This window comes from Arthrobacter sp. UYEF3 (assembly GCF_040546245.1).
Lineage (GTDB): Bacteria > Actinomycetota > Actinomycetes > Actinomycetales > Micrococcaceae > Arthrobacter.
In genome coordinates, this window is record NZ_JBEPNK010000010.1 from 74,468 (window position 1) to 92,431 (window position 17,964).

Genomic DNA, 17,964 nt, shown 5'->3' on the forward strand with positions numbered 1-17,964 from the left:
TCAGACATACCGCCGATTGGACTCGAATGACCAGAGCAACAGCCCGGCACGGCCGGACCGCCTCCGCATTAATGGCCCTGGCCCTGGCCGGCGGGAGTGTCGCGGCAGCACTGGCGGTGGCACCCGCGGCCAACGCTGATGCCACCAGGGACAAGGAATACTGGCTGGCCGAGTCCGGCATTACCAAGGCCTGGGAAGTCTCGAAGGGCGCGAACGTCAAGGTCGCCGTGATCGACAGCGGCGTGGACGGCAAGCATCCGGACCTCAAGGATGTGCTGACCGGGGGAACGGACGTGTCCGGAGCGGGCGCCGCCGACGGCCAGAAGAGCATTGGCGCCAAACCCGAGCACGGCACCCTCGTAGCGACCATGCTCGCCGGTCGAGGGCACCAGCCCGCCAGCCCCAGTCCCAGCGCCAGCGGCAGTCCCAGTCCCAGCGCCAGCGGCAGTCCCAGCGCCAGTCCATCTCCCGGCGGCAGTCCCAGCGGCAGCGCATCTCCCGGTGCCAGCGCATCTCCCGGCCAGGGGCCGGGTCCGGACGGGATCGTGGGGGTGGCACCGGAAGCCCAGCTCCTCTCGGTGTCCACTTGGCTCGGATCGGCCAACCCCGGCGGCAAGAGCGACCAGGACCAGATTCCCGCCGCGGTCCGCTGGGCCGTGGACAACGGGGCCCGCGTCATCAACATCTCACTCGGCAGCACCTCCCCGGAGTGGCCGCAGAGCTGGGATGCCGCGTTCCTGTATGCCGAACAGAAGGACGTCGTCATCGTAGCTGCAGCCGGCAACCGGGTGGGCGGCAACGTCCAGGTGGGTGCCCCTGCGACGATTCCCGGTGTGTTGACGGTGGCCGGCCTGGACCGCAAGGGTGTCGCCAGCATCGACTCCTCGTCGCAGGGCATCAGCATCGGCGTGGCAGCGCCGGCCGAGAGCCTGGCGGGAGGCCTGCCCGGCGGCGGCTACGCGGAGTGGGCAGGCACCTCGGGCGCCACACCTATCGTGGCCGGCGTCGCTGCCCTGATCCGTTCCAAGTGGCCGGACATGTCCGCCAGCCAGGTCATCAACCGGATTGTCAGCACCGCCAAGGATGCCGGGGCTCGGGGCAAGGACCCGCTGTACGGCTTCGGCGTGCTCGACGCGGAGGCCGCGCTCAAGGCGGACGTCCCGGAGAGCACGGCGAACCCCCTGGGGTCGATTTCGGACTGGATCCGCGTGCACCGGCGCGGAAATCCCGTCAGCTCAGAACCCGCTGCGCTGCCCAGCCCGTCCAGCGCGGCGCCGACGCTGCCCGAAGCGACCGTTCCGGTAGCCAAAGCTCCGTCGCCCGCCGACAGTGCCGTCCCGGCGATGGTGGTGCTGGGCTTCGGCGCCCTCTTCGTCTGCATCATCGCGGCCGCCGCCCTCCAGCTCCGGAGCGCGGTGCGCGGCACCGGCACCGGCACGGGTCCGGGAAACACGGGGCCGGACAACACGGAAAGCGCGGCCCCGGATGCCGTAGATTCGCACACCCCGGGTAGTTAGTGAAGATTTTCACAAACTACGGTATTCTGGGACCATGGCATCTACCCCCCAGCTCCAGGACCGTCCCCGGGTACTCGTCGTCGGCGGCGGGTACGTCGGCCTCTACGTAGCACTCAAACTGCAGAAGAAGATCGCGAATGCCGGTGGCATCGTCACCCTCGTGGATCCACTGCCCTACATGACCTACCAGCCCTTCCTGCCGGAAGTTGCCGGCGGGAACATCGAGGCACGCCACGCCGTCGTCTCGCACCGCCAGCACCTCAAGCAGACCGAACTGGTCCAGGGCCGCGTTACCTCGATCGACCACGCCAACCGCACGGCCGTGGTGGCACCGGCTGGCGGCGGCGAGAACTTCGAGATCCCCTACTTCGACGTCGTGCTGGCCGCGGGTGCTATCACCCGCACGTTCCCGATCAAGGGCCTCGCGGAAAAGGGCATCGGCCTGAAGACCATCGAGGAAGCCGTCGCGCTGCGCAACAGCGTCCTGGAGCGTATCGAAGCCGGCTCGCTCATGACCGACCCGGCTGAACGCGCCCGCGCCCTGACCTTCGTGGTCGTCGGAGGCGGCTTCGCCGGCATCGAGTGCATCACAGAAATGGAAGATCTGGCCCGCGCCGCGGTCAAAAACAATCCGCGCGTCAAGCAGGAGGAAGTCCGCTTCGTCCTGGTCGAGGCCATGGGCCGGATCATGCCCGAGGTCACGGCCAAGCAGGCTGAATGGGTCGTCGAGCACCTGCGCAGCCGCGGCATCGAGGTGCTGCTCAACACCTCGCTGGACAACGCCGAAGGTTCGCTGAAGCTCATCAACCTGCCGGACAAGACCCCGGCGCAGGAATTCGAGTCCGACACCCTGGTCTGGACTGCCGGTGTGCAGGCCAACCCGATGGTGCGCTCCACCGACTTCCCGCTCGAACCCCGCGGCCGCGTCCGCGTCCTCCCCGACCTACGGATTTCCGGCGACGAAGGCATCGTCGATAACGCCTGGGCCGCCGGCGACATCGCGGCCGTCCCGGACCTGTCGGGCAGCGGCCTGCCGGACGGCACCTGCGTCCCTAACGCCCAGCACGCGCTGCGCCAGGCCAAGCGCCTCGCCAAGAACCTGTGGGCCTCCCGCTGGGACAAGGAACTCAAGGACTACAAGCACAAGAACCTGGGTGCCGTCGCCGGCTTCGGCCAATGGAAGGGCGTTGCCAACATCAACCTCGTCGGCCGCATCGGCCTCAAGGGCCCGCTGGCCTGGCTTGCACACCGCGGCTACCACGGCCTGGCCATGCCGACAGTTGAACGCAAGATCCGCGTCATCTCCGGCTGGTTCTGGGCCCTTTTCCTGGGCCGCGACACCACCCAGCTGATCGACCTGGACAACCCGCGCGGAGCCTTCGTGGCTGCAGCGACTCCCGCTCCGAAGCCGGCCGTGGCGGCCGTGGCTCCGGCTGCCGGGAAGCCGGCCGAGGCGCCGGCAAGGGAAACTGTCTCAGCGGCTTCCAAGTAGTCCACAGCAGTCCGTCGACGGCGGCCGTTCCCTTCCAGGGCGGCCGCCGTCGTCGTTGGTGCACAGCGCGGGACGGCGGGCGAAGGGCCGTCCCGCCTAGACTTGGCCCATGACTGCTGCCGAAAAGGACCTGTTTACCCTGCTCGCCTCCCTGCATCCGGTGGTCCGGGAGGGTGAGTATGTCTACGCCCTGTGGCCGCACGGCAAGCCGCTGGGCGGCCACATCGCTGCCGCCGTCCGCGAGGCCGAGGGCCTGACAGTGGTGCTGCCCAGGCCCGACGCAGATGCCCTGGGCCTGAGCTACGACTTCGTGGCCGCCTGGATCACCCTGCAGGTGCATTCCTCACTCGAAGCCGTCGGGCTCACTGCCGCCGTCGGCGCCGCCCTGACCGAGGCGAAGATCAGCTGCAACGTGCTGGCCGGGTTCCACCACGACCATCTGCTGGTTCCGGCGGCCGACGCCGAGCGCGCGCTGGAGGTCCTCCATGAGTTGTCTGCCGGCAGCCGCTCGGCCAACGGCGGACAGCTGCCGGCGCCAGCGCTGGTCCTGCGCACCGAACAGCCGGCAGACCGGCATGCGATCCTGGCCCTCACCGCCGCAGCGTTCGCCATCTCGCCCCTCACAGGCCTGCCGGTCGACGGGGAGCCGGAAGAGGTGGAGCTGCTCCGGCGGCTATTCGACTGCGAGGAGTACCTGCCCGACTTCAGCATCGTGGCGGAGCTCGACGGCGAAATCGTGGGCCACGTGATCAGCACCCGCGGCTGGGCGGGGGAACTGCAGCTGCTCGGCCTGGGGCCGCTCGGGGTGACGCCGCGGCTGCAGCGCCACGGGATCGGATCGGCGCTCATGAAGGAAACCATCGACCGGGCGAATGCCGCGGGGGAGCGCGGCATCGCACTGCTGGGCAGCCCCGACTACTACGCTCGGTTCGGCTTTGTGCCCTCCACCTCGCTCGGCGTGCAGACTCCGGATCCGGCGTGGGCAGAACGCTTCCAGTTGCTGCCGCTGGCGGTCTGGCCGGGCGGCATCAGCGCTGCCTTCCGCTACGCCAAGCCGTTCGGCGTGCCGACGTCGGCGGCGTAGCGGCCTCCGGCGGGATATCATGGGCCGGGCGCCCCAGTAGCCCAATTGGCAGAGGCAGCGGACTTAAAATCCGCGTGTTGTGGGTTCGAGTCCCACCTGGGGTACAAACTGAGGCCCGGATTCCCCGGTCAAGGGGGATCGTGGGCTTCCATGGGCCCGCGGGCCAACAGCACCCCACGGCAGGGAACATAAAGGCGCCCCCGCGCCACGGTCGCCCCGACCGGCTCGGGGGCGTTTTGCCGTCCACTCGCGCCGCGCACCCCCGGCCGCTGTCCGGCACCGACACACCGGTACGGGGGCCTTGCTTGGCGCGCCGAGCGGGGCCCAGGTCCGGCCTGATTTCCGATATGCAGCGAGTGTTATAAGGATGTGACCGTAGTCACTTATTTTCACGCGGAAATTGCACTAGCTTGAATCTAAATCAGGAACACCTGATCTTTCGCGTCAAAGGCCGTTCGCACCTTTAGATCGAGGAGATTCTCTATGACTTCACTCCCGCAGGTGGCGCCGCGCATGGCTAAGCTCACAGTGCTTAGCCTTGGCGTCGCCCTGTTGGCCACGGCTTGTGGCGGTTCGTCCACGCCATCGTCAACCGGTTCGGCTTCGGCTTCGGGCCAGGCCGCAGGCATCTCTTGCCCGGCCGCGAGCGCATCCGCCGGATCCAGCACCGCGGCCAACGCGGCCGGCTCCGTGCCCCCTTCCTCGACCACCATCGAGACCCCGCTCAAGATCGGTTCACTGCTGCCGACGACAGGGTCCCTGGCCTTCCTCGGCCCGCCCGAAATCGCGGGCGTCAACCTTGCCATCAAGGAAGTCAACGACGCCGGCGGCGTGCTGGGCAAGCCCGTCGAGGTCATCCACCGCGACTCAGGCGACACCAAGACGGACATAGCCACCCAGTCCACCAGCGCACTGCTGGGCCAGGGCGTCAGCGCCATTGTCGGTGCCGCCTCTTCGGGCGTCTCCAAGACCGTGATCAACCAGATCACCGGCGCAGGAGTGATCCAGTTTTCGCCGGCCAACACCTCGCCGGATTTCACCACCTGGGATGATAAGGGCCTCTACTGGCGCACTGCCCCCTCCGATGTTCTGCAGGGCAAGGTCCTGGGCAACTATATGACCACTTGCGGCGCCCAGACGGTCGGCATGATCGTGTTGAACGATGCTTACGGCACCGGCCTGGCCAAGAACGTGCAGGCGGCGGTTGAAGCCGCCGGCGGCAAGGTTGTTGCCCAGGAACTCTTCAACGAAGGCGATTCCCAGTTCAGCAGCCAGGTAGACAAGGTCCTCGCTGCCAAGCCGGACGCCATCGCCCTGATCACTTTCGACCAGGCCAAGAGCATCGTGCCGCTCATGACGGGCAAGGGCGTCAAGCCCACCCAGATCTTCATGGTGGACGGCAACATGTCCGACTACAGCAAGGACTTCAAGCCCGGCACTCTGAAGGGCGCCCAGGGAACCATCCCCGGCACCTTCGCTAAGGATGACTTCAAGAAGAAGCTCCTCGCAATCGACCCGGCGCTCAAGGATTACAGCTACGCAGGCGAGTCCTACGACGCCGTGAACCTGATCGCACTGGCCACCGAAGAAGCCAAGAGCACCAAGGGCGCGGACATCGCCAAGCACCTCAAGGACGTGTCCGAAGGCGGCGAGAAGTGCAACACCTACGCCTCCTGCGTCACCCTGCTCCGTAACGGCAAGGATATCGACTACGACGGCCAGTCCGGCCCCGTAACGTTCTCCGACGCCGGTGACCCGACGGAAGCCTACATCGGCATCTACCAGTACCAGGATGACAACACCTACAAGCCCGTCAAGGAAGAATTCGGCAAGCTGTAAGGACGTTCTCCACCGGACAACACAAAAGACCCCCGTTCCGACGGGGGTCTTTTGCGTGCGGAGCGCCGGGCTCAGGAGCGCTCGGCTCAACCGTCACGCACAACAGGCTTTAAGTAGTGCCGAGGACAGTTGAACCCCGGGAAACCGGCTTAGCCAGAGAAGATGCTGCCCATAATCCTGCACTGCGTGACGCTTGCTGAGCGGGTCACATCCTCAAGTGGCTGCCGCCGGAGCCCGGACACCGGCCAGGAGCCCTGGCACGCCGGGTACGCAGAAGGGCCGCCACCGGCTGGTGACGGCCCTTCTGGACGGCAGGAGTCAGTCCACGGTGTCGGCCAAGGTGCCCAGGTACAGCTGGATGACCTTGGGATCCTTCATGAGCTCCCGGCCGGTACCCGTGTATGCGTCCCTGCCCTGGTCCAGGACGTAGCCGCGGTCACAGATCTGCAGGCAGCGCCGCGCGTTCTGCTCCACCATGATCACGGAGACGCCGGCGCGGTTGATCTCGTGAACCCGCAGGAAGGTTTCATCCTGCTTGACGGGGGAGAGGCCCGCCGAGGGCTCATCGAGCAGGAGCACGGCCGGATCCATCATCAGGGCCCGCCCCATGGCCACCATCTGGCGTTCGCCGCCGGAGAGCGAGCCGGCCCGCTGGGCGCGCCGCTTTGCCAGTTCAGGGAACAGTTCCGCGACGAAATCGAAGCGCTCGGCGAAGTCCTTGGGCCGCTGGAACATCCCCATCTCGAGGTTCTCTTCGATGGTCAGGGCCGCGAACACATTGTTGGTCTGCGGGACGAAGCCCACGCCCCGGCTCACCAGCTTGTTCGCCTTCAGGCCGGTGATGTCCTGGCCGCGGACCACGACCGAGCCGGAATGGACCTTGACGAGTCCGAACATGGCCTTCAGCAGGGTCGACTTGCCGGCGCCGTTGGGCCCGATGATGCCGATCAGCTCACCCTTGCGGGCTTCAATGTTGCAGCCGTTGAGGATGTTGACGCCCGGGATGTAGCCGGCCACCAGGTCGGTGACTTTGACGACCGAATCGGCGTCGTATCCGGGCTTCGCGGCGGGTGCCGCACTCGTGGAGCTCATTCGGTGTCCTTCGCTGTGCTGGGCGGCTGTTCGCCGCGGGTCGGATCTTCGGCGCTCCGCCTGCCGTGCGGCGCACCATCGGCAGCATCTGTCCCGGACGCCTCCGCCACGAGGATGTCTGCGGAGATGAGCCCCGCGTTCTCGGTGCCGACGATTGAATTCTCGTCCGCCACCAGTTCGGCCGCGAGCTCCTTGATGCCCTCCGAGTCGCCAAGATCGACGTCGTGGTGGGCGCCCAAATAGGCGTCGATCACGGCCGGGTTCTTCATGACCTCGGCGGGCGGCCCCTCGGCTACGATCTTGCCCTCCGCCATTACCACAACCCAGTCGGCGATGTGGCGGACCATGTGCATGTCGTGCTCCACAAACAGCACTGTCATGCCCTCGGCCTTGAGGTTCTTGATGTGGTCCAGCAGGGACTGGGTCAGCGCCGGATTGACGCCTGCCATCGGCTCGTCCAACATGACGAGTTTCGGGCGCACCATCAACGAGCGGGCCATTTCAAGCAGCTTGCGCTGTCCGCCGGAGAGGGACGCCGCATAGTCGTCCTTCTTCTCATCGAGCTTGAACTTCTGCAGCAGCACATTGGCTTCGTCGGTGATCGTCTTTTCCTGGCCGCCCCAGATTCCGCGGAACAGGGCCTTGGCGAGCTTCTCGCCGGACTGGTTCGACGCGCCGAGGCGCATGTTTTCCATGACCGTGAGCTTGCCCATCACTTTGGTCAGCTGGAACGTTCGGACCATGCCCATCCGCGCCACCTTGTAGGAGGAGACGCCGGCCAGGCTGTTGCCCTCGAACTGCCATTTTCCCGAATTCGGAGTGTCGAAGCCCGTTAGCAGGTTGAACAGGGTGGTCTTGCCGGCACCGTTGGGGCCGATCAGCGCCGTAATCTTGTGCCGCGGGATTTCCAGGTACTCCACGTCGACGGCGTTGATGCCGCCGAAGCTGCGGGTGACGTTTTCGGCCACCACGATGGGGTCGCGCTTCTTGCAGCCGGGAGAAATCTCGCCGGCGGCAATGGGACGCGTGTCCGTCATGTAGTCGATGGTCTCGGCGGTGCCGGTGGTCCCGGCACCGGCCTGTGGTTCTTGGCTGTGCATGCTCATGCGAACGCCAGCTCCTTCTTATTGCCGAAGACGCCCTGGGGCCGGAAGACCATCAGCAGCATCAGTGCGACGCCGACCAGGATGTAGCGCAGCTGGCCGGCCTGGACCGTGTTCAGCCAGGTGACGGCGCCCGACTCAATTAGGCCGTACAGCACGCCCTGGGTGAGGGACAGGACTACCCAGAAGATCATCGCACCGATGACCGGCCCCAGCACCGTGCCAAGTCCGCCCAGCAGTAGGCAGGTGTAAAGGAAGAATGTCAGCTCCGTGCCGTAGTTGGCCGGTTGCACCGCCCCGCGGGGGAGCGTGAACACCATGCCGGCCAGGGCGCCGAGCACGCCGCCGATGACCAGGGCCTGCATCTTGTAGGAATAGACGTTCTTGCCGAGTGACCGGACGGCGTTCTCATCCTCGCGGATGCCCTTCAGGACCCGGCCCCAGGGACTGCGCATCAGCAGCCAGACCAGCACGCAGCAGACGATCACGAGCGCCCAGCCGACGACCCGGATAAAGAAATCGCGGTTGTTCATACCGAGGTAGGACCCGTCGGGGAAGGGGTTCATGGCGTAGAAGTCGCCCTCGAAGGCGGCCAGCCCGTTGGCCGAACCCGTCAGCGAAGTCAGCTGGTTGGTGGTGACGATGTACCGGACGATTTCCGCGGCCGCAATCGTGACGATGGCCAGGTAGTCGGCGCGCAGCCGGAGCGTGGGGATGCCGAGCAGCAAGGCGAAGATCGCCGAGCAGACGACGGCGATCAGCAGGCCCACGAAGAACGGCACGTGGAACGTCAGCGTGGAGATGGCGAAGCCGTAGGCCCCTACCGCCATGAAGCCGGCCTGGCCGAAGTTCAGCAGGCCGGAGTAGCCGAAGTGGACGGCCAGGCCGAGCGCGGCAAGCGCGTACGCCGCCGTCGTCGGGCTGAACAGTTCACCGGCAGCGCTGGAAAGAATGAATCCGAAGTCCATGTTTGTCTCCTAACCCACGCGCTCGCGGCGGCCCAGGATGCCCTGGGGCCGGAACAAGAGGACAACGATCATGATGAACAGAGCTCCCACGTACTTGAGGTCGGCGGCGAGGCCGAACACGGTGGTCAGCTCCACGAAGATGCCGACGATGATGGACCCGAACAGGGCGCCCCAGACCGTACCGAGGCCGCCGAGGGTCACCCCGGCGAAGATGAGCAGCAGGATCTGCGAGCCCATGTCGAAGGTGACGCCGGGACGGTAATAGGCCCAGAGGATGCCGCCGAGGGCGGCGAGCATGCCGCCGGTGACCCAGACGATCCGGATGACGGAGTCGACGTCGATGCCGGAGGCCGCCGCCAGAGCCGGGTTATCGGCCACCGCGCGGGTGGCCTTGCCGAGGCGGGTCTTGAGCAGCACGACGCCGAGCGCGGCAATGACGACGACGCTGATGAGCAGGGACCAGAGGTTGTTGGGCGAGATGGAGACCGGCCCGATCTGGATTTCCGCGCTTTGAGCGAAGGGCAGCTGCTGGGTCGCGCCGCCGAAGTAGAACTGGATCACGTAGCGCACGGCCAAGGCGAGGCCGATGCTGACGATCATCATCGGGACCAGGCCGGTGCCGCGGCGCCGCAGCGGCTTCCACAGCCCGGCATCCTGGACGTAGCCGAAGAGGCCGCCGCCCAGGAGCGCCAGGATGATGGCAAGCCAGAACGGCAGGTTCATGGCATTGAAGGCAAAGACCAAGACGGCACCAAGCGTGACCATCTCGCCGTGCGCGAAGTTGGTCAGGCCCGTGGTGCCGAAGATCAGGGACAGCCCCACCGACGCGAGCGCGAGCAGCAAGCCGAAGCTCAACCCGGCGACCAGGCGGTTGATCAGGTTCTTGCCGAAGTCCTGCTGCTGAACAACAATGCCCTTGCCGAAGGCGAAGATCACCGAAAGGTTGGAGGTCTGGCTGAAGGTGACCTTGCGGGGGTTTTCCTGGCCTTCGGCGAGCTTGATGCCTTCCGGAAGTGTCTTGACGTCCAGTTCCACCTCATACGTTCCCTGGGTGGGGACGCCGATGTTCCAGGAGCCGTTAGCGGCCGATTTTGCCGTTCCCGTGAAGTCGCCGCTCTTGGCGGTGATGGTGACGTTGGCGAGCGGGGCGCGGTCATCGCCGCGCAGGAAGCCGCTGATGCTGTTCTGGAACGTGGTGCTCGACGGGGATGGTGTCGGCGAAGGGGTCGTGGCCTGCGACGCCGGAGCGACGACGAGCAGAAGGGCGGCCACGGCGGCGAAAACAGCCCCCACAGCTTTCCATATTCCGCTGCGCCGTCTCCGGTGCAGGCCTCTCGATGTGCTTCTCAAATTGAAAACCTCCACATGGGGGTGGTCTGGGTTGCGCCATTGCAACCACTGCGAACGCTCAGGGTGACGGGTGGAGCGGATACTGCAATGCGGTGAAGCCGGTACTAGTTGTGACATTCGTCACCCTGTTGGCCCAATCGTACAGCCCGCACCGGGCATCCATTGCTGTCATGAGGAGCCAATACGTCGCGATCGCATAACAACCGTGAAGCCAACCAAACAAGTTGATTAGCCGGGCTTAAGAAAACTTTTGTTGATCGGGAGGATTCCTAAACAGTCCTTGGCCGCGGCGGTAGCGCGGAGCGGCACGGCTTGAGCCGGGCAAGCGCAACAAAGCCCGCCACATCACAGTTGGGTTGCGGCAGGTAGCCGGCGGGAACTATCCCTGCCCGCCGGCCGTGGGAATTGGTAGCGTGAAGTGTACGGATCTTCACGACCGATCATCACCTACCCCCTTAATTTGGAGGACACCAGCAATGGCACTTGGCGGAAACCCGATCTTCAACGGAAAGAGCTTCCGCGGGGCCACCCAGGCCCCGCCTGCCCCGCAAGCCCCTTACGGGCAGGGATACGGCCAGAACACCTACGGCCAGGCCCCGTACGGTCAGGGCTACGGCCAGACTCAGTACGGCCAGGCCCAGGCCGGCTGGAACCCGGCTCCGCAGGCGATGAGCAACGACCAACTGCAGGACATATACAGTCGCCCGGCCGCCGGACCGGCCGACGCCGGCCGCATGACCTTTGACGACGTCATCATGAAAACCGCGGCCTGCCTGTTTGCCGTGATTGCCGGCGCGGCTGTCACCCTCGCGGTGGCGCAGGGGCTGGCCTCGATGCTGATGATTGTCGGCGCGCTGGGCGGTTTCGTGCTGGCCCTGGTGAACACTTTCAAGAAGCAGCCCTCGCCGGTGCTGATTCTGGCCTACGCTGCCCTCGAGGGCCTGTTCCTGGGCGGGCTGACCCGGATCCTCGACGGGATGTTCCCGGGCGTAGGGCTGCAGGCCGTCATCGGGACGCTCTCGGTCTTCGCCGTGACCCTGGTGTTGTTCAAGAGCGGCAAGGTCCGGGCCACGCCCAAGGCCATGCGCTTCTTTATGATCGCCATCATCGGCTACGCCGTCTTCGGGCTCATCAACATGGTCATGATGTGGACCGGCGCCGTACAGTCCCCCTTCGGCCTGCGCTCCAGCGTAGAAATCTTCGGTATCCCGCTGGGCGTCTTCATTGGTCTGCTCGCGATCGGCCTGGCCGCTTTCTCCTTGATTATGGACTTCACGAGCATCGAAGCCGGCGTCCGCAGCGGCGCCCCGCAGCGCTTCTCCTGGACCGCGGCGTTCGGCCTCACGGTCACCCTTGTCTGGCTCTATGTCGAGATCATCCGCCTGCTGGCCATCCTCCGCGGCGACGACTAACCGGCAACGGCACAGTTCAGGCCAGCCGCAGAGCGCCAGCCGCGGGGCGCACCGCGAAGATGTCCGGCACGGCGTACCCGGCCCGCGTAAAGGCCCGTCCGACGGCGTCCCGAACCGCGGGCTCCGCGTCCGCCGGGGTGAGGGCGATCGCGGAGCCGCCGAAGCCGCCGCCGGTCATCCGGGCGCCGAGGGCGCCCGCGGCGCGGGCCGTGCAGCAGACCGGCAGCCTCCTCGAGGTCCCTCAGTCCGACGTCGCGCAGCGCCCCGACTCCGAGCACTTCGGCGCCGAACTCGCAGGACGCGCGGCGGTCCGCGTAGCCGCCGTCGGCATGCGAGTGCAAGACCTTGGTGTCAATCACCAGCAGCACCAGGTCGGCAGCCTCGGCGTCGAACGGCACCAGCCGGGCGCTCTGGTCGCGGCAGTCGAGGAATACCGCCCGGCCCGCGGCGCCCCGGAGCGAAGCCGACTGGTCCATGATCCCGGTGGGGGCGCCGACAAAGTCGTTCTCCGCGCGCTGGGTGGCCAGAACCATTTCCTGCGTGCTGAGTCCGGCGCCGGCCAGCTCGTTGACGGCCAGGATGACGGCGCATTCAATGGCGTGCGAGGAGGAGAGCCCCGCACCGCGCGGCACGTCCGAATCGAGCAGCAGATCCAGGCCCGGTACGGCGATACCGCGCTGCGCCAGGGCCCAGAGAACACCCAGCGGATACTTGGTCCAGCCCCTGGCCTTGGCGGGGTCCAGGGCCCCCGCATCCGCCTGCGTCAGCCCCTGGTTTCCGAAGGTGGACAGCATCCGCACCGTGGGATCCGGGCGGAGCCGTACCGCCAGCCGGGCGGAGCGGTCGATGGCGAACGGCAGTACATAGCCCTCGTTATAGTCCGTGTGCTCGCCGATCAGGTTCACCCGGCCGGGGGCCTGCCACAGACCGTCGGGGGCCGCCCCGAAAACGGCCTCGAACCGGGCCGCCAGGTCATCCGCGCTGCTCATGGATCCAAGGTATACGGCTTGGCGTGCCGCTCGGTACGGTAGTGCCTATGGACCTGACGAACTCTTCCCCGGTGTTTCCCGCTGAGATTCCCGCGGACGGCGGCGCCGGCTCACGCGATGCGCCCGACAGCACGCCGGACAGCGCAGGACAGCGCTCCGCCTCCGGCCGTCAGTATGAATTGCGCCGTGGCGACGCCCTGGCCGTCGTCACGGAGCTCGCGGCGGGCCTGCGGCTGTACAGTCGCGGCGGCACCCAGCTGACTGAAAGCTACGGCGACGGCGAGATTCCGCCCGGCGCCACCGGGATCACCCTGGCGCCGTGGGCGAACCGCGTGGAGGACGGCGTCTGGTACCTGGACGGCAAGAAGCAGCAACTGGACATCACCGAGGTGTCGCGTAACAACGCCAGCCACGGCCTGCTGCGGAACTCCTCCTACGACCTGGTGGACGAGTCGGAATTCTCCGTAACCCTTGAGGCTGCCGTGTTTCCGCAGCACGGCTACCCGTTCCTGCTGCGGCACCGGGTGCGCTACGAGCTGGACGGAGGGCTGGGCCTCGCGGTCCGGCAGACGCTGGTCAACGACTCCCGGGCTCCGGCTCCGTTCGTTCTCGGCGCGCACCCGTACTTGCGGCTGGGCGAGATTCCGAGCGAGGAGCTGACCGTGACTGTCGGCGGCCGCACCCGGCTGGTGACGGATGCGCGCCTGATTCCGCGCAGCACCGAGCCGGTCGGCGGCGACTACGACCTCCGCGGGGGCCGGCTGGCCGGCGGCCTGGACCTGGACTGCGCGTACACGGACCTGGATTTCGACGACGGCGGCGTGGCCCGCAGCACGCTGCGGGCGCCGGACGGCCGCAGCGTGAGCCTGTGGCAGGACGCAAATTGCCGCTACGTCCACGTCTTCGTCACAGACACGTTCCCGGGCCGGACCAAGGCCGTGGCGCTCGAGCCGATGACCGGTCCCGCCAACGCTTTCAACAGCGGCGACGGCCTGCGGTGGCTGCCGCCGGGGGAATCGTTCAGCATGGGCTGGGGGATCAGCGCTGCGCTTGGGAGTTAGCTGTACCAGGCCGGGACGCTGGCGGACAGGCGGCTCGGCCATGGCGTTTGGCCCGGCGGCTCCCGTTTCTTTTCCACGCTGCGCTGGGGAAGTATGGGATTATGACGCCAACTGAGGACGCCACCCGCCACCCGGACGCCAGCCGGCGCGCCGACTCCGAACTGCCCGGTTATGCCGCTCCAGGGCTGTCTGCGCCTTCCGACTCCGCCTCCGTCGCCGCCGCGCCGGGTTCAGGGCCGGCCGCGTCGCGCGGCGCCCGCCCGGCCCGCAGCGACCGGTCCATGGATGAGGACATACCCTACGGCGTGCGGATCGCGGCGTCGTGGGCGTGGCGGCTGGGCCTGATCCTGGTCGTGGCGGGCGCGCTGATCTGGCTGCTTAGCAAGATCAGCTTCCTCATTATCCCGGTGATGGTCGCCGCACTCCTGGCCGGGCTGCTCAGCCCGGCCACGCGATGGCTCCGCCGGCGCCGGGTGCCCAACGGCGCGGCCGTGGCCCTCACCGTGCTCGGCTTCGTCGGGGTCATCGCCGCCGCCCTCGCCCTCGTTGGACGCCAGCTCAGCGCAGGCTTCGGGGAACTCTGGAGCCAGGCCCTTGAGGGTGTGCAGCAGGTCCAGGGCTGGCTCGCCGAGGGCCCGCTGCACCTGACGGCCGCCCAGATCGACACCTACATCAAGGAAGGTACCGATGCGCTGCAGAACAACAGCAGCAGCATCCTCAACGGGGCCCTGACCTTCGGCAGCACCGCGGGCCACTTCGCCGCCGGGCTCCTGCTGGCCATGTTTGTGCTGATCTTCTTCCTGCTCCAGGGGGACCAGATCTGGGGCTTCCTGGTCCGGCTGATGCCCCGGAAGGCCCGCCCGGCCGTCTACGGCGCCGGGCACCGCGGCTGGACCTCGATGGTCAGCTACGCCCGGATCCAGATGTTTGTCGCCTTTGTCGACGCCGTCGGGATCGGCGTTGGCGCCGCGATCATCGGCGTTCCGCTGGCCCTGCCGCTCGGCGTGCTGGTCTTTATCGGCTCCTTCATCCCCGTGGTCGGTGCGCTGCTGACCGGAGCCATCGCGGTGCTTCTGGCGCTCGTCGCCAACGGCCTAGTCAACGCGCTGATCATGCTCGGCATCGTCCTGCTGGTCCAGCAGCTGGAAAGCCACATCCTGCAGCCGCTCGTCATGGGCAAGGCCGTGTCACTGCACCCGGTGGCCGTCATCCTGTCCGTGGCCGCCGGTTCCTACCTGGCCGGCATCCCGGGTGCGCTGTTCTCCGTGCCGATCCTCGCCGTAGCAAACTCGGCCGTTCGGTACATTGCGGGCAGAACGTGGGAACATGATGAAGAGCTGGCCGCCGCAAGCCTGCAGGGAGACCCTGCACTTGCCGGGGCCGGCGAGGACCCGAGCTTCCGGGAGGACCACCTGCCCGGCGCCGACGCCGAAACCCCCTAAGGAGACTAGTTCGTGAATACCCTCGAGAGCCTGCCCGTCACGCTGGACGATGTCCTGGAGGCGCAGAAGCTGCTCGACGGAATTATTACGGTGACCCCGGTGGAATCATCCCGGGCCTTAGGCAGCATCGCCGGCGGCGAGGTCTACTTCAAATGCGAGAACCTGCAGCGCGCAGGCTCCTTCAAGGTGCGCGGCGCCTACGTCCGGATGGCCAAGCTCTCCGCCGGGGAGAAGAAACGCGGAGTCGTCGCGGCCTCAGCCGGCAACCACGCCCAGGGCGTCGCCGTCGCGGCCAAGGCCCTCGGCATCAAGGCCCGCATCTACATGCCGCTGGGTGTCGCCCTGCCCAAGCTCGCCGCGACGCGCAGCCACGGCGCCGAGGTGGTCCTGCACGGCCACAACGTCGATGAGGCGCTCGCCGAGGCCAAGCGCTATGCGGACGAGTCCGGGGCAGTGTTTGTGCACCCCTTCGACGACGTCGACATCGTCGCCGGCCAGGGCACCGTCGGACTGGAAATCCTCGAGCAGATCCCCAACGTGGACACCATCCTGATGGGCGTCGGCGGCGGAGGGCTGCTGGCCGGCGTCGCTGTGGCGGTGAAAGCCAGGGCCAAGGAACTCGGCCGGGACATCCGGATCATCGGTGTGCAGGCCGAGAACGCCGCCGCCTACCCGCCCTCGCTCGCCGCAGACGCGCTCGTGCCGCTCAAACGCGTCTCCACAATGGCGGACGGCATCGCCGTGGGCCGGCCGGGCCAGCTGCCGTTCAGCATCATCCGCGAACTGGTCGACGACGTCGTCACGGTCAGCGAGGACGCGTTGGCCCGTGCGCTGATCTTCCTGCTGGAACGGGCCAAGATGGTAGTCGAACCGGCCGGTGCCGTGGGCGTGGCCGCACTGATGGAAGGCAAGATCGAGAACCCCGGCACCGTCGCCGTCGTCCTCTCCGGCGGCAACATCGACCCGATGCTGATGCTCAAGGTCATCCAGCGCGGCCTCTCCGCCGCCGGCCGCTACATGACGGTGCGGATGATGCTGGACGACCGGCCGGGTTCACTGGCGACCATCGCCCGGATCATCGCCGAAAATGACGCCAACGTGACCGGGCTGGACCACACCCGGGTGGGCGGCTCGATCAGCATGGGCGACGTCTCCATTACCGTCAACCTGGAAACCAAGGGCCACGAGCACTGCGAGCAGGTCCTCGGCGCGCTCCGTGCCGAGGGTTTCCAGCCGATCGTGGTGCACTAGGCGGCCGCCGTGCTCGAAGCCTTGAAGGGGGACCTAGGCGCGGGCCCCACCGCGTCCCGGGCCCGCCAGGGATTGCTGGTGGTGGGCTCGTTCGTGCTGCTGCTCTACGCGATCGAGATCATCAACACGCTGATGCTGCACTCGCTCAACGGCATCTTCGGGCTGCGGCCGCGGACTCTAAGCGGGTTACTGGACATTCTGACCTTTCCGCTGCTGCACGCAAACCTCGCCCACCTGCTCTCGAACACCCTGCCGTTGATGATTTTCGGGTTCCTGGTGTTCCTGTCCGGCCTGCGGGTCTTTGTGACCGCGCTGGCCTCCAGCTGGCTCGGCTCGGGCGTGCTGGTGTGGCTGATCGGCGGCTTCAACGTCACGGTGGGGGCGTCCGGGCTGGTCTTCGGACTCTTCGCGTTCCTTCTGCTCCGCGGCTTCTTCAACCGCAACTGGGGCCAGATCCTGCTCTCCGTCGCGTTGTTCCTGGCCTACGGCGGCATTCTCTTCGGCGTGCTTCCCACCGTGGCGGGCTACATTTCGTGGCAGGCCCACCTGGGCGGGGCCGCCGGCGGCGTCCTGGCGGCCCTGATGCTCAGTCCGCGCCGGCCGCGGCAGGCCGCTTAAACGCCGACGCCGGCCGTCCCGCTGAGGGGAGGGCCGGCGTCGGCGTCTAATCGCAGCAGCGTTTAGCCGACGTACGGTGTGGCGGAGATGATCTCCACCGTGATGTCCTTACCGTTCGGGGCGGTGTAGCTGAGCTTGTCGCCTTCCTTGTGGCCGACGATGGCCGAACCCAGCGGTGACTTCTCGCTGAAGACGTCCAGGTCGGAGTCGCCGGCAATTTCGCGGGAGCCCAGCAGGAATGTTTCTTCGTCGCCGGCGATCTTGGCGACCACGAGCATGCCGGGCTCGACGATGCCGTCATCGGCGGGGGCCTCCCCGACGTGCGCATCCCTGAGCAGCGCGGTCAGCTGGCGGATTCGCGCCTCGATCTTGCCCTGCTCCTCCTTGGCCGCGTGGTAGCCGCCGTTCTCCTTGAGGTCGCCTTCCTGGCGGGCAGCTTCGATCTTCTGAACGATGTCCGCACGGCCGGGGCCGGAAAGGTGGTCCAGCTCTGCCTTCAGGCGGTCAAAAGCTTCCTGGGTAAGCCAAGCTGCAGTTGCGCTGTTGGTGGTCGACACGGACTTCTCCTTTTAGTGGTCAAACAAGCTGGTCAAACATGCAAAGACCCCGCCACGGTGGCCACTTATGAATCTCAGTAACCAACTCAGCGGGGCAGAGGTATTGCTCCATTGTAGTCAATGCTGTGGATAAACCCAAGAACAGCTGCGGTGCAGATCACACCGTGTTATGTGCGGACGCCGCGTGGC

At 66.9% G+C, this 17,964-nt stretch carries 14 protein-coding genes, 1 tRNA gene and 1 pseudogene; 10 read left to right on the top strand and 6 right to left on the bottom strand.

Translation table 11 applies throughout. The features are described from left to right. The first annotated feature begins 26 nt into the window (after window positions 1-26). From ABIB14_RS09310 to ABIB14_RS09330, 5 genes are all read left to right on the top strand, one after another. Window positions 27-1,517 (top strand): S8 family serine peptidase, encoded by a 1,491-nt coding sequence (locus tag ABIB14_RS09310; protein WP_354235592.1) that lies wholly within the window; start codon window positions 27-29, stop codon window positions 1,515-1,517. Between the two features lie 34 nt (window positions 1,518-1,551). Next, a complete protein-coding gene (locus tag ABIB14_RS09315; RefSeq protein ID WP_354235593.1) occupies window positions 1,552-3,009 on the top strand; it encodes an NAD(P)/FAD-dependent oxidoreductase in 1,458 nt (485 codons plus the stop codon). 109 nt (window positions 3,010-3,118) lie between these two features. Then, entirely contained in the window at window positions 3,119-4,093 is a 975-nt protein-coding gene (locus ABIB14_RS09320; RefSeq protein WP_354235594.1) for an N-acetyltransferase, read from the top strand. Between the two features lie 30 nt (window positions 4,094-4,123). After that, a tRNA-Leu gene (locus ABIB14_RS09325) sits at window positions 4,124-4,197 on the top strand. A gap of 379 nt (window positions 4,198-4,576) precedes the next feature. Beyond that, a complete protein-coding gene (locus ABIB14_RS09330; protein WP_354235595.1) occupies window positions 4,577-5,932 on the top strand; it encodes an ABC transporter substrate-binding protein in 1,356 nt (451 codons plus the stop codon). 318 nt (window positions 5,933-6,250) lie between these two features. Here the strand turns inward: ABIB14_RS09330 and ABIB14_RS09335 are convergent, their stop codons facing one another. Genes ABIB14_RS09335 through ABIB14_RS09350 form a run of 4 tightly spaced genes read right to left on the bottom strand, consistent with a single transcriptional unit; the run spans window position 6,251 to window position 10,388 of the window. Further along, window positions 6,251-7,024 (bottom strand): ABC transporter ATP-binding protein, encoded by a 774-nt coding sequence (locus ABIB14_RS09335; protein WP_354235596.1) that lies wholly within the window; start codon window positions 7,022-7,024, stop codon window positions 6,251-6,253. Beyond that, the gene (locus ABIB14_RS09340; RefSeq protein ID WP_354235597.1) at window positions 7,021-8,130 is read right to left on the bottom strand and encodes an ABC transporter ATP-binding protein; all 1,110 of its coding nucleotides are present in this window, start codon (window positions 8,128-8,130) and stop codon (window positions 7,021-7,023) included. Before ABIB14_RS09340 ends, ABIB14_RS09335 begins: the two co-directional genes overlap by 4 nt. Next, a complete protein-coding gene (locus ABIB14_RS09345; protein WP_354235598.1) occupies window positions 8,127-9,095 on the bottom strand; it encodes a branched-chain amino acid ABC transporter permease in 969 nt (322 codons plus the stop codon). The genes ABIB14_RS09340 and ABIB14_RS09345 overlap by 4 nt, the downstream gene beginning before the upstream one ends. A gap of 9 nt (window positions 9,096-9,104) precedes the next feature. Then, window positions 9,105-10,388, bottom strand: coding sequence for a branched-chain amino acid ABC transporter permease (locus tag ABIB14_RS09350; RefSeq protein WP_354235599.1), 1,284 nt, complete (start codon window positions 10,386-10,388; stop codon window positions 9,105-9,107). Window positions 10,389-10,921: 533 nt separating this feature from the next. On the opposite strand from ABIB14_RS09350, the gene ABIB14_RS09355 reads away from it, so the two are divergent. Then, window positions 10,922-11,857, top strand: a complete 936-nt coding sequence (locus tag ABIB14_RS09355) for a Bax inhibitor-1/YccA family membrane protein (protein WP_354235600.1) — start codon at window positions 10,922-10,924, stop codon at window positions 11,855-11,857. Window positions 11,858-11,873: 16 nt separating this feature from the next. On the opposite strand, the pseudogene ABIB14_RS09360 reads toward ABIB14_RS09355, so the two are convergent. Next, window positions 11,874-12,846, bottom strand: a pseudogene (locus ABIB14_RS09360) (galactokinase). Window positions 12,847-12,893: 47 nt separating this feature from the next. On the opposite strand from ABIB14_RS09360, the gene ABIB14_RS09365 reads away from it, so the two are divergent. The 4 genes from ABIB14_RS09365 (at window position 12,894) to ABIB14_RS09380 (ending at window position 17,218) form a co-directional block, all read left to right on the top strand. Then, on the top strand, window positions 12,894-13,907 hold the full coding sequence (locus ABIB14_RS09365) for an aldose 1-epimerase family protein (protein ID WP_354235601.1): 1,014 nt from the start codon (window positions 12,894-12,896) through the stop codon (window positions 13,905-13,907). A 281-nt stretch (window positions 13,908-14,188) separates the two neighbouring features. After that, window positions 14,189-15,349 (top strand): AI-2E family transporter, encoded by a 1,161-nt coding sequence (locus tag ABIB14_RS09370; RefSeq protein WP_354235640.1) that lies wholly within the window; start codon window positions 14,189-14,191, stop codon window positions 15,347-15,349. A gap of 12 nt (window positions 15,350-15,361) precedes the next feature. Then, complete coding sequence (gene ilvA, locus ABIB14_RS09375; RefSeq protein WP_354235602.1) at window positions 15,362-16,600, top strand: threonine ammonia-lyase; 1,239 nt, start codon at window positions 15,362-15,364, stop codon at window positions 16,598-16,600. Window positions 16,601-16,609: 9 nt separating this feature from the next. Then, window positions 16,610-17,218, top strand: a complete 609-nt coding sequence (locus ABIB14_RS09380; protein ID WP_354235603.1) for a rhomboid family intramembrane serine protease — start codon at window positions 16,610-16,612, stop codon at window positions 17,216-17,218. A gap of 62 nt (window positions 17,219-17,280) precedes the next feature. Here the strand turns inward: ABIB14_RS09380 and greA are convergent, their stop codons facing one another. Further along, window positions 17,281-17,775, bottom strand: a complete 495-nt coding sequence (gene greA / locus ABIB14_RS09385; protein WP_354235604.1) for a transcription elongation factor GreA — start codon at window positions 17,773-17,775, stop codon at window positions 17,281-17,283. Window positions 17,776-17,964 lie beyond the last annotated feature (189 nt).

Coding starts and splice junctions, on each gene's coding strand:
- ABIB14_RS09310 (WP_354235592.1), top strand. CDS start 27: ATGACCAGAGCAACAGCCCGGCACGGCCGGACCGCCTCCGCATTAATG.
- ABIB14_RS09315 (WP_354235593.1), top strand. CDS start 1,552: ATGGCATCTACCCCCCAGCTCCAGGACCGTCCCCGGGTACTCGTCGTC.
- ABIB14_RS09320 (WP_354235594.1), top strand. CDS start 3,119: ATGACTGCTGCCGAAAAGGACCTGTTTACCCTGCTCGCCTCCCTGCAT.
- ABIB14_RS09330 (WP_354235595.1), top strand. CDS start 4,577: ATGACTTCACTCCCGCAGGTGGCGCCGCGCATGGCTAAGCTCACAGTG.
- ABIB14_RS09335 (WP_354235596.1), bottom strand. CDS start 7,024: ATGAGCTCCACGAGTGCGGCACCCGCCGCGAAGCCCGGATACGACGCC.
- ABIB14_RS09340 (WP_354235597.1), bottom strand. CDS start 8,130: ATGAGCATGCACAGCCAAGAACCACAGGCCGGTGCCGGGACCACCGGC.
- ABIB14_RS09345 (WP_354235598.1), bottom strand. CDS start 9,095: ATGGACTTCGGATTCATTCTTTCCAGCGCTGCCGGTGAACTGTTCAGC.
- ABIB14_RS09355 (WP_354235600.1), top strand. CDS start 10,922: ATGGCACTTGGCGGAAACCCGATCTTCAACGGAAAGAGCTTCCGCGGG.
- ABIB14_RS09365 (WP_354235601.1), top strand. CDS start 12,894: ATGGACCTGACGAACTCTTCCCCGGTGTTTCCCGCTGAGATTCCCGCG.
- ABIB14_RS09370 (WP_354235640.1), top strand. CDS start 14,189: ATGGATGAGGACATACCCTACGGCGTGCGGATCGCGGCGTCGTGGGCG.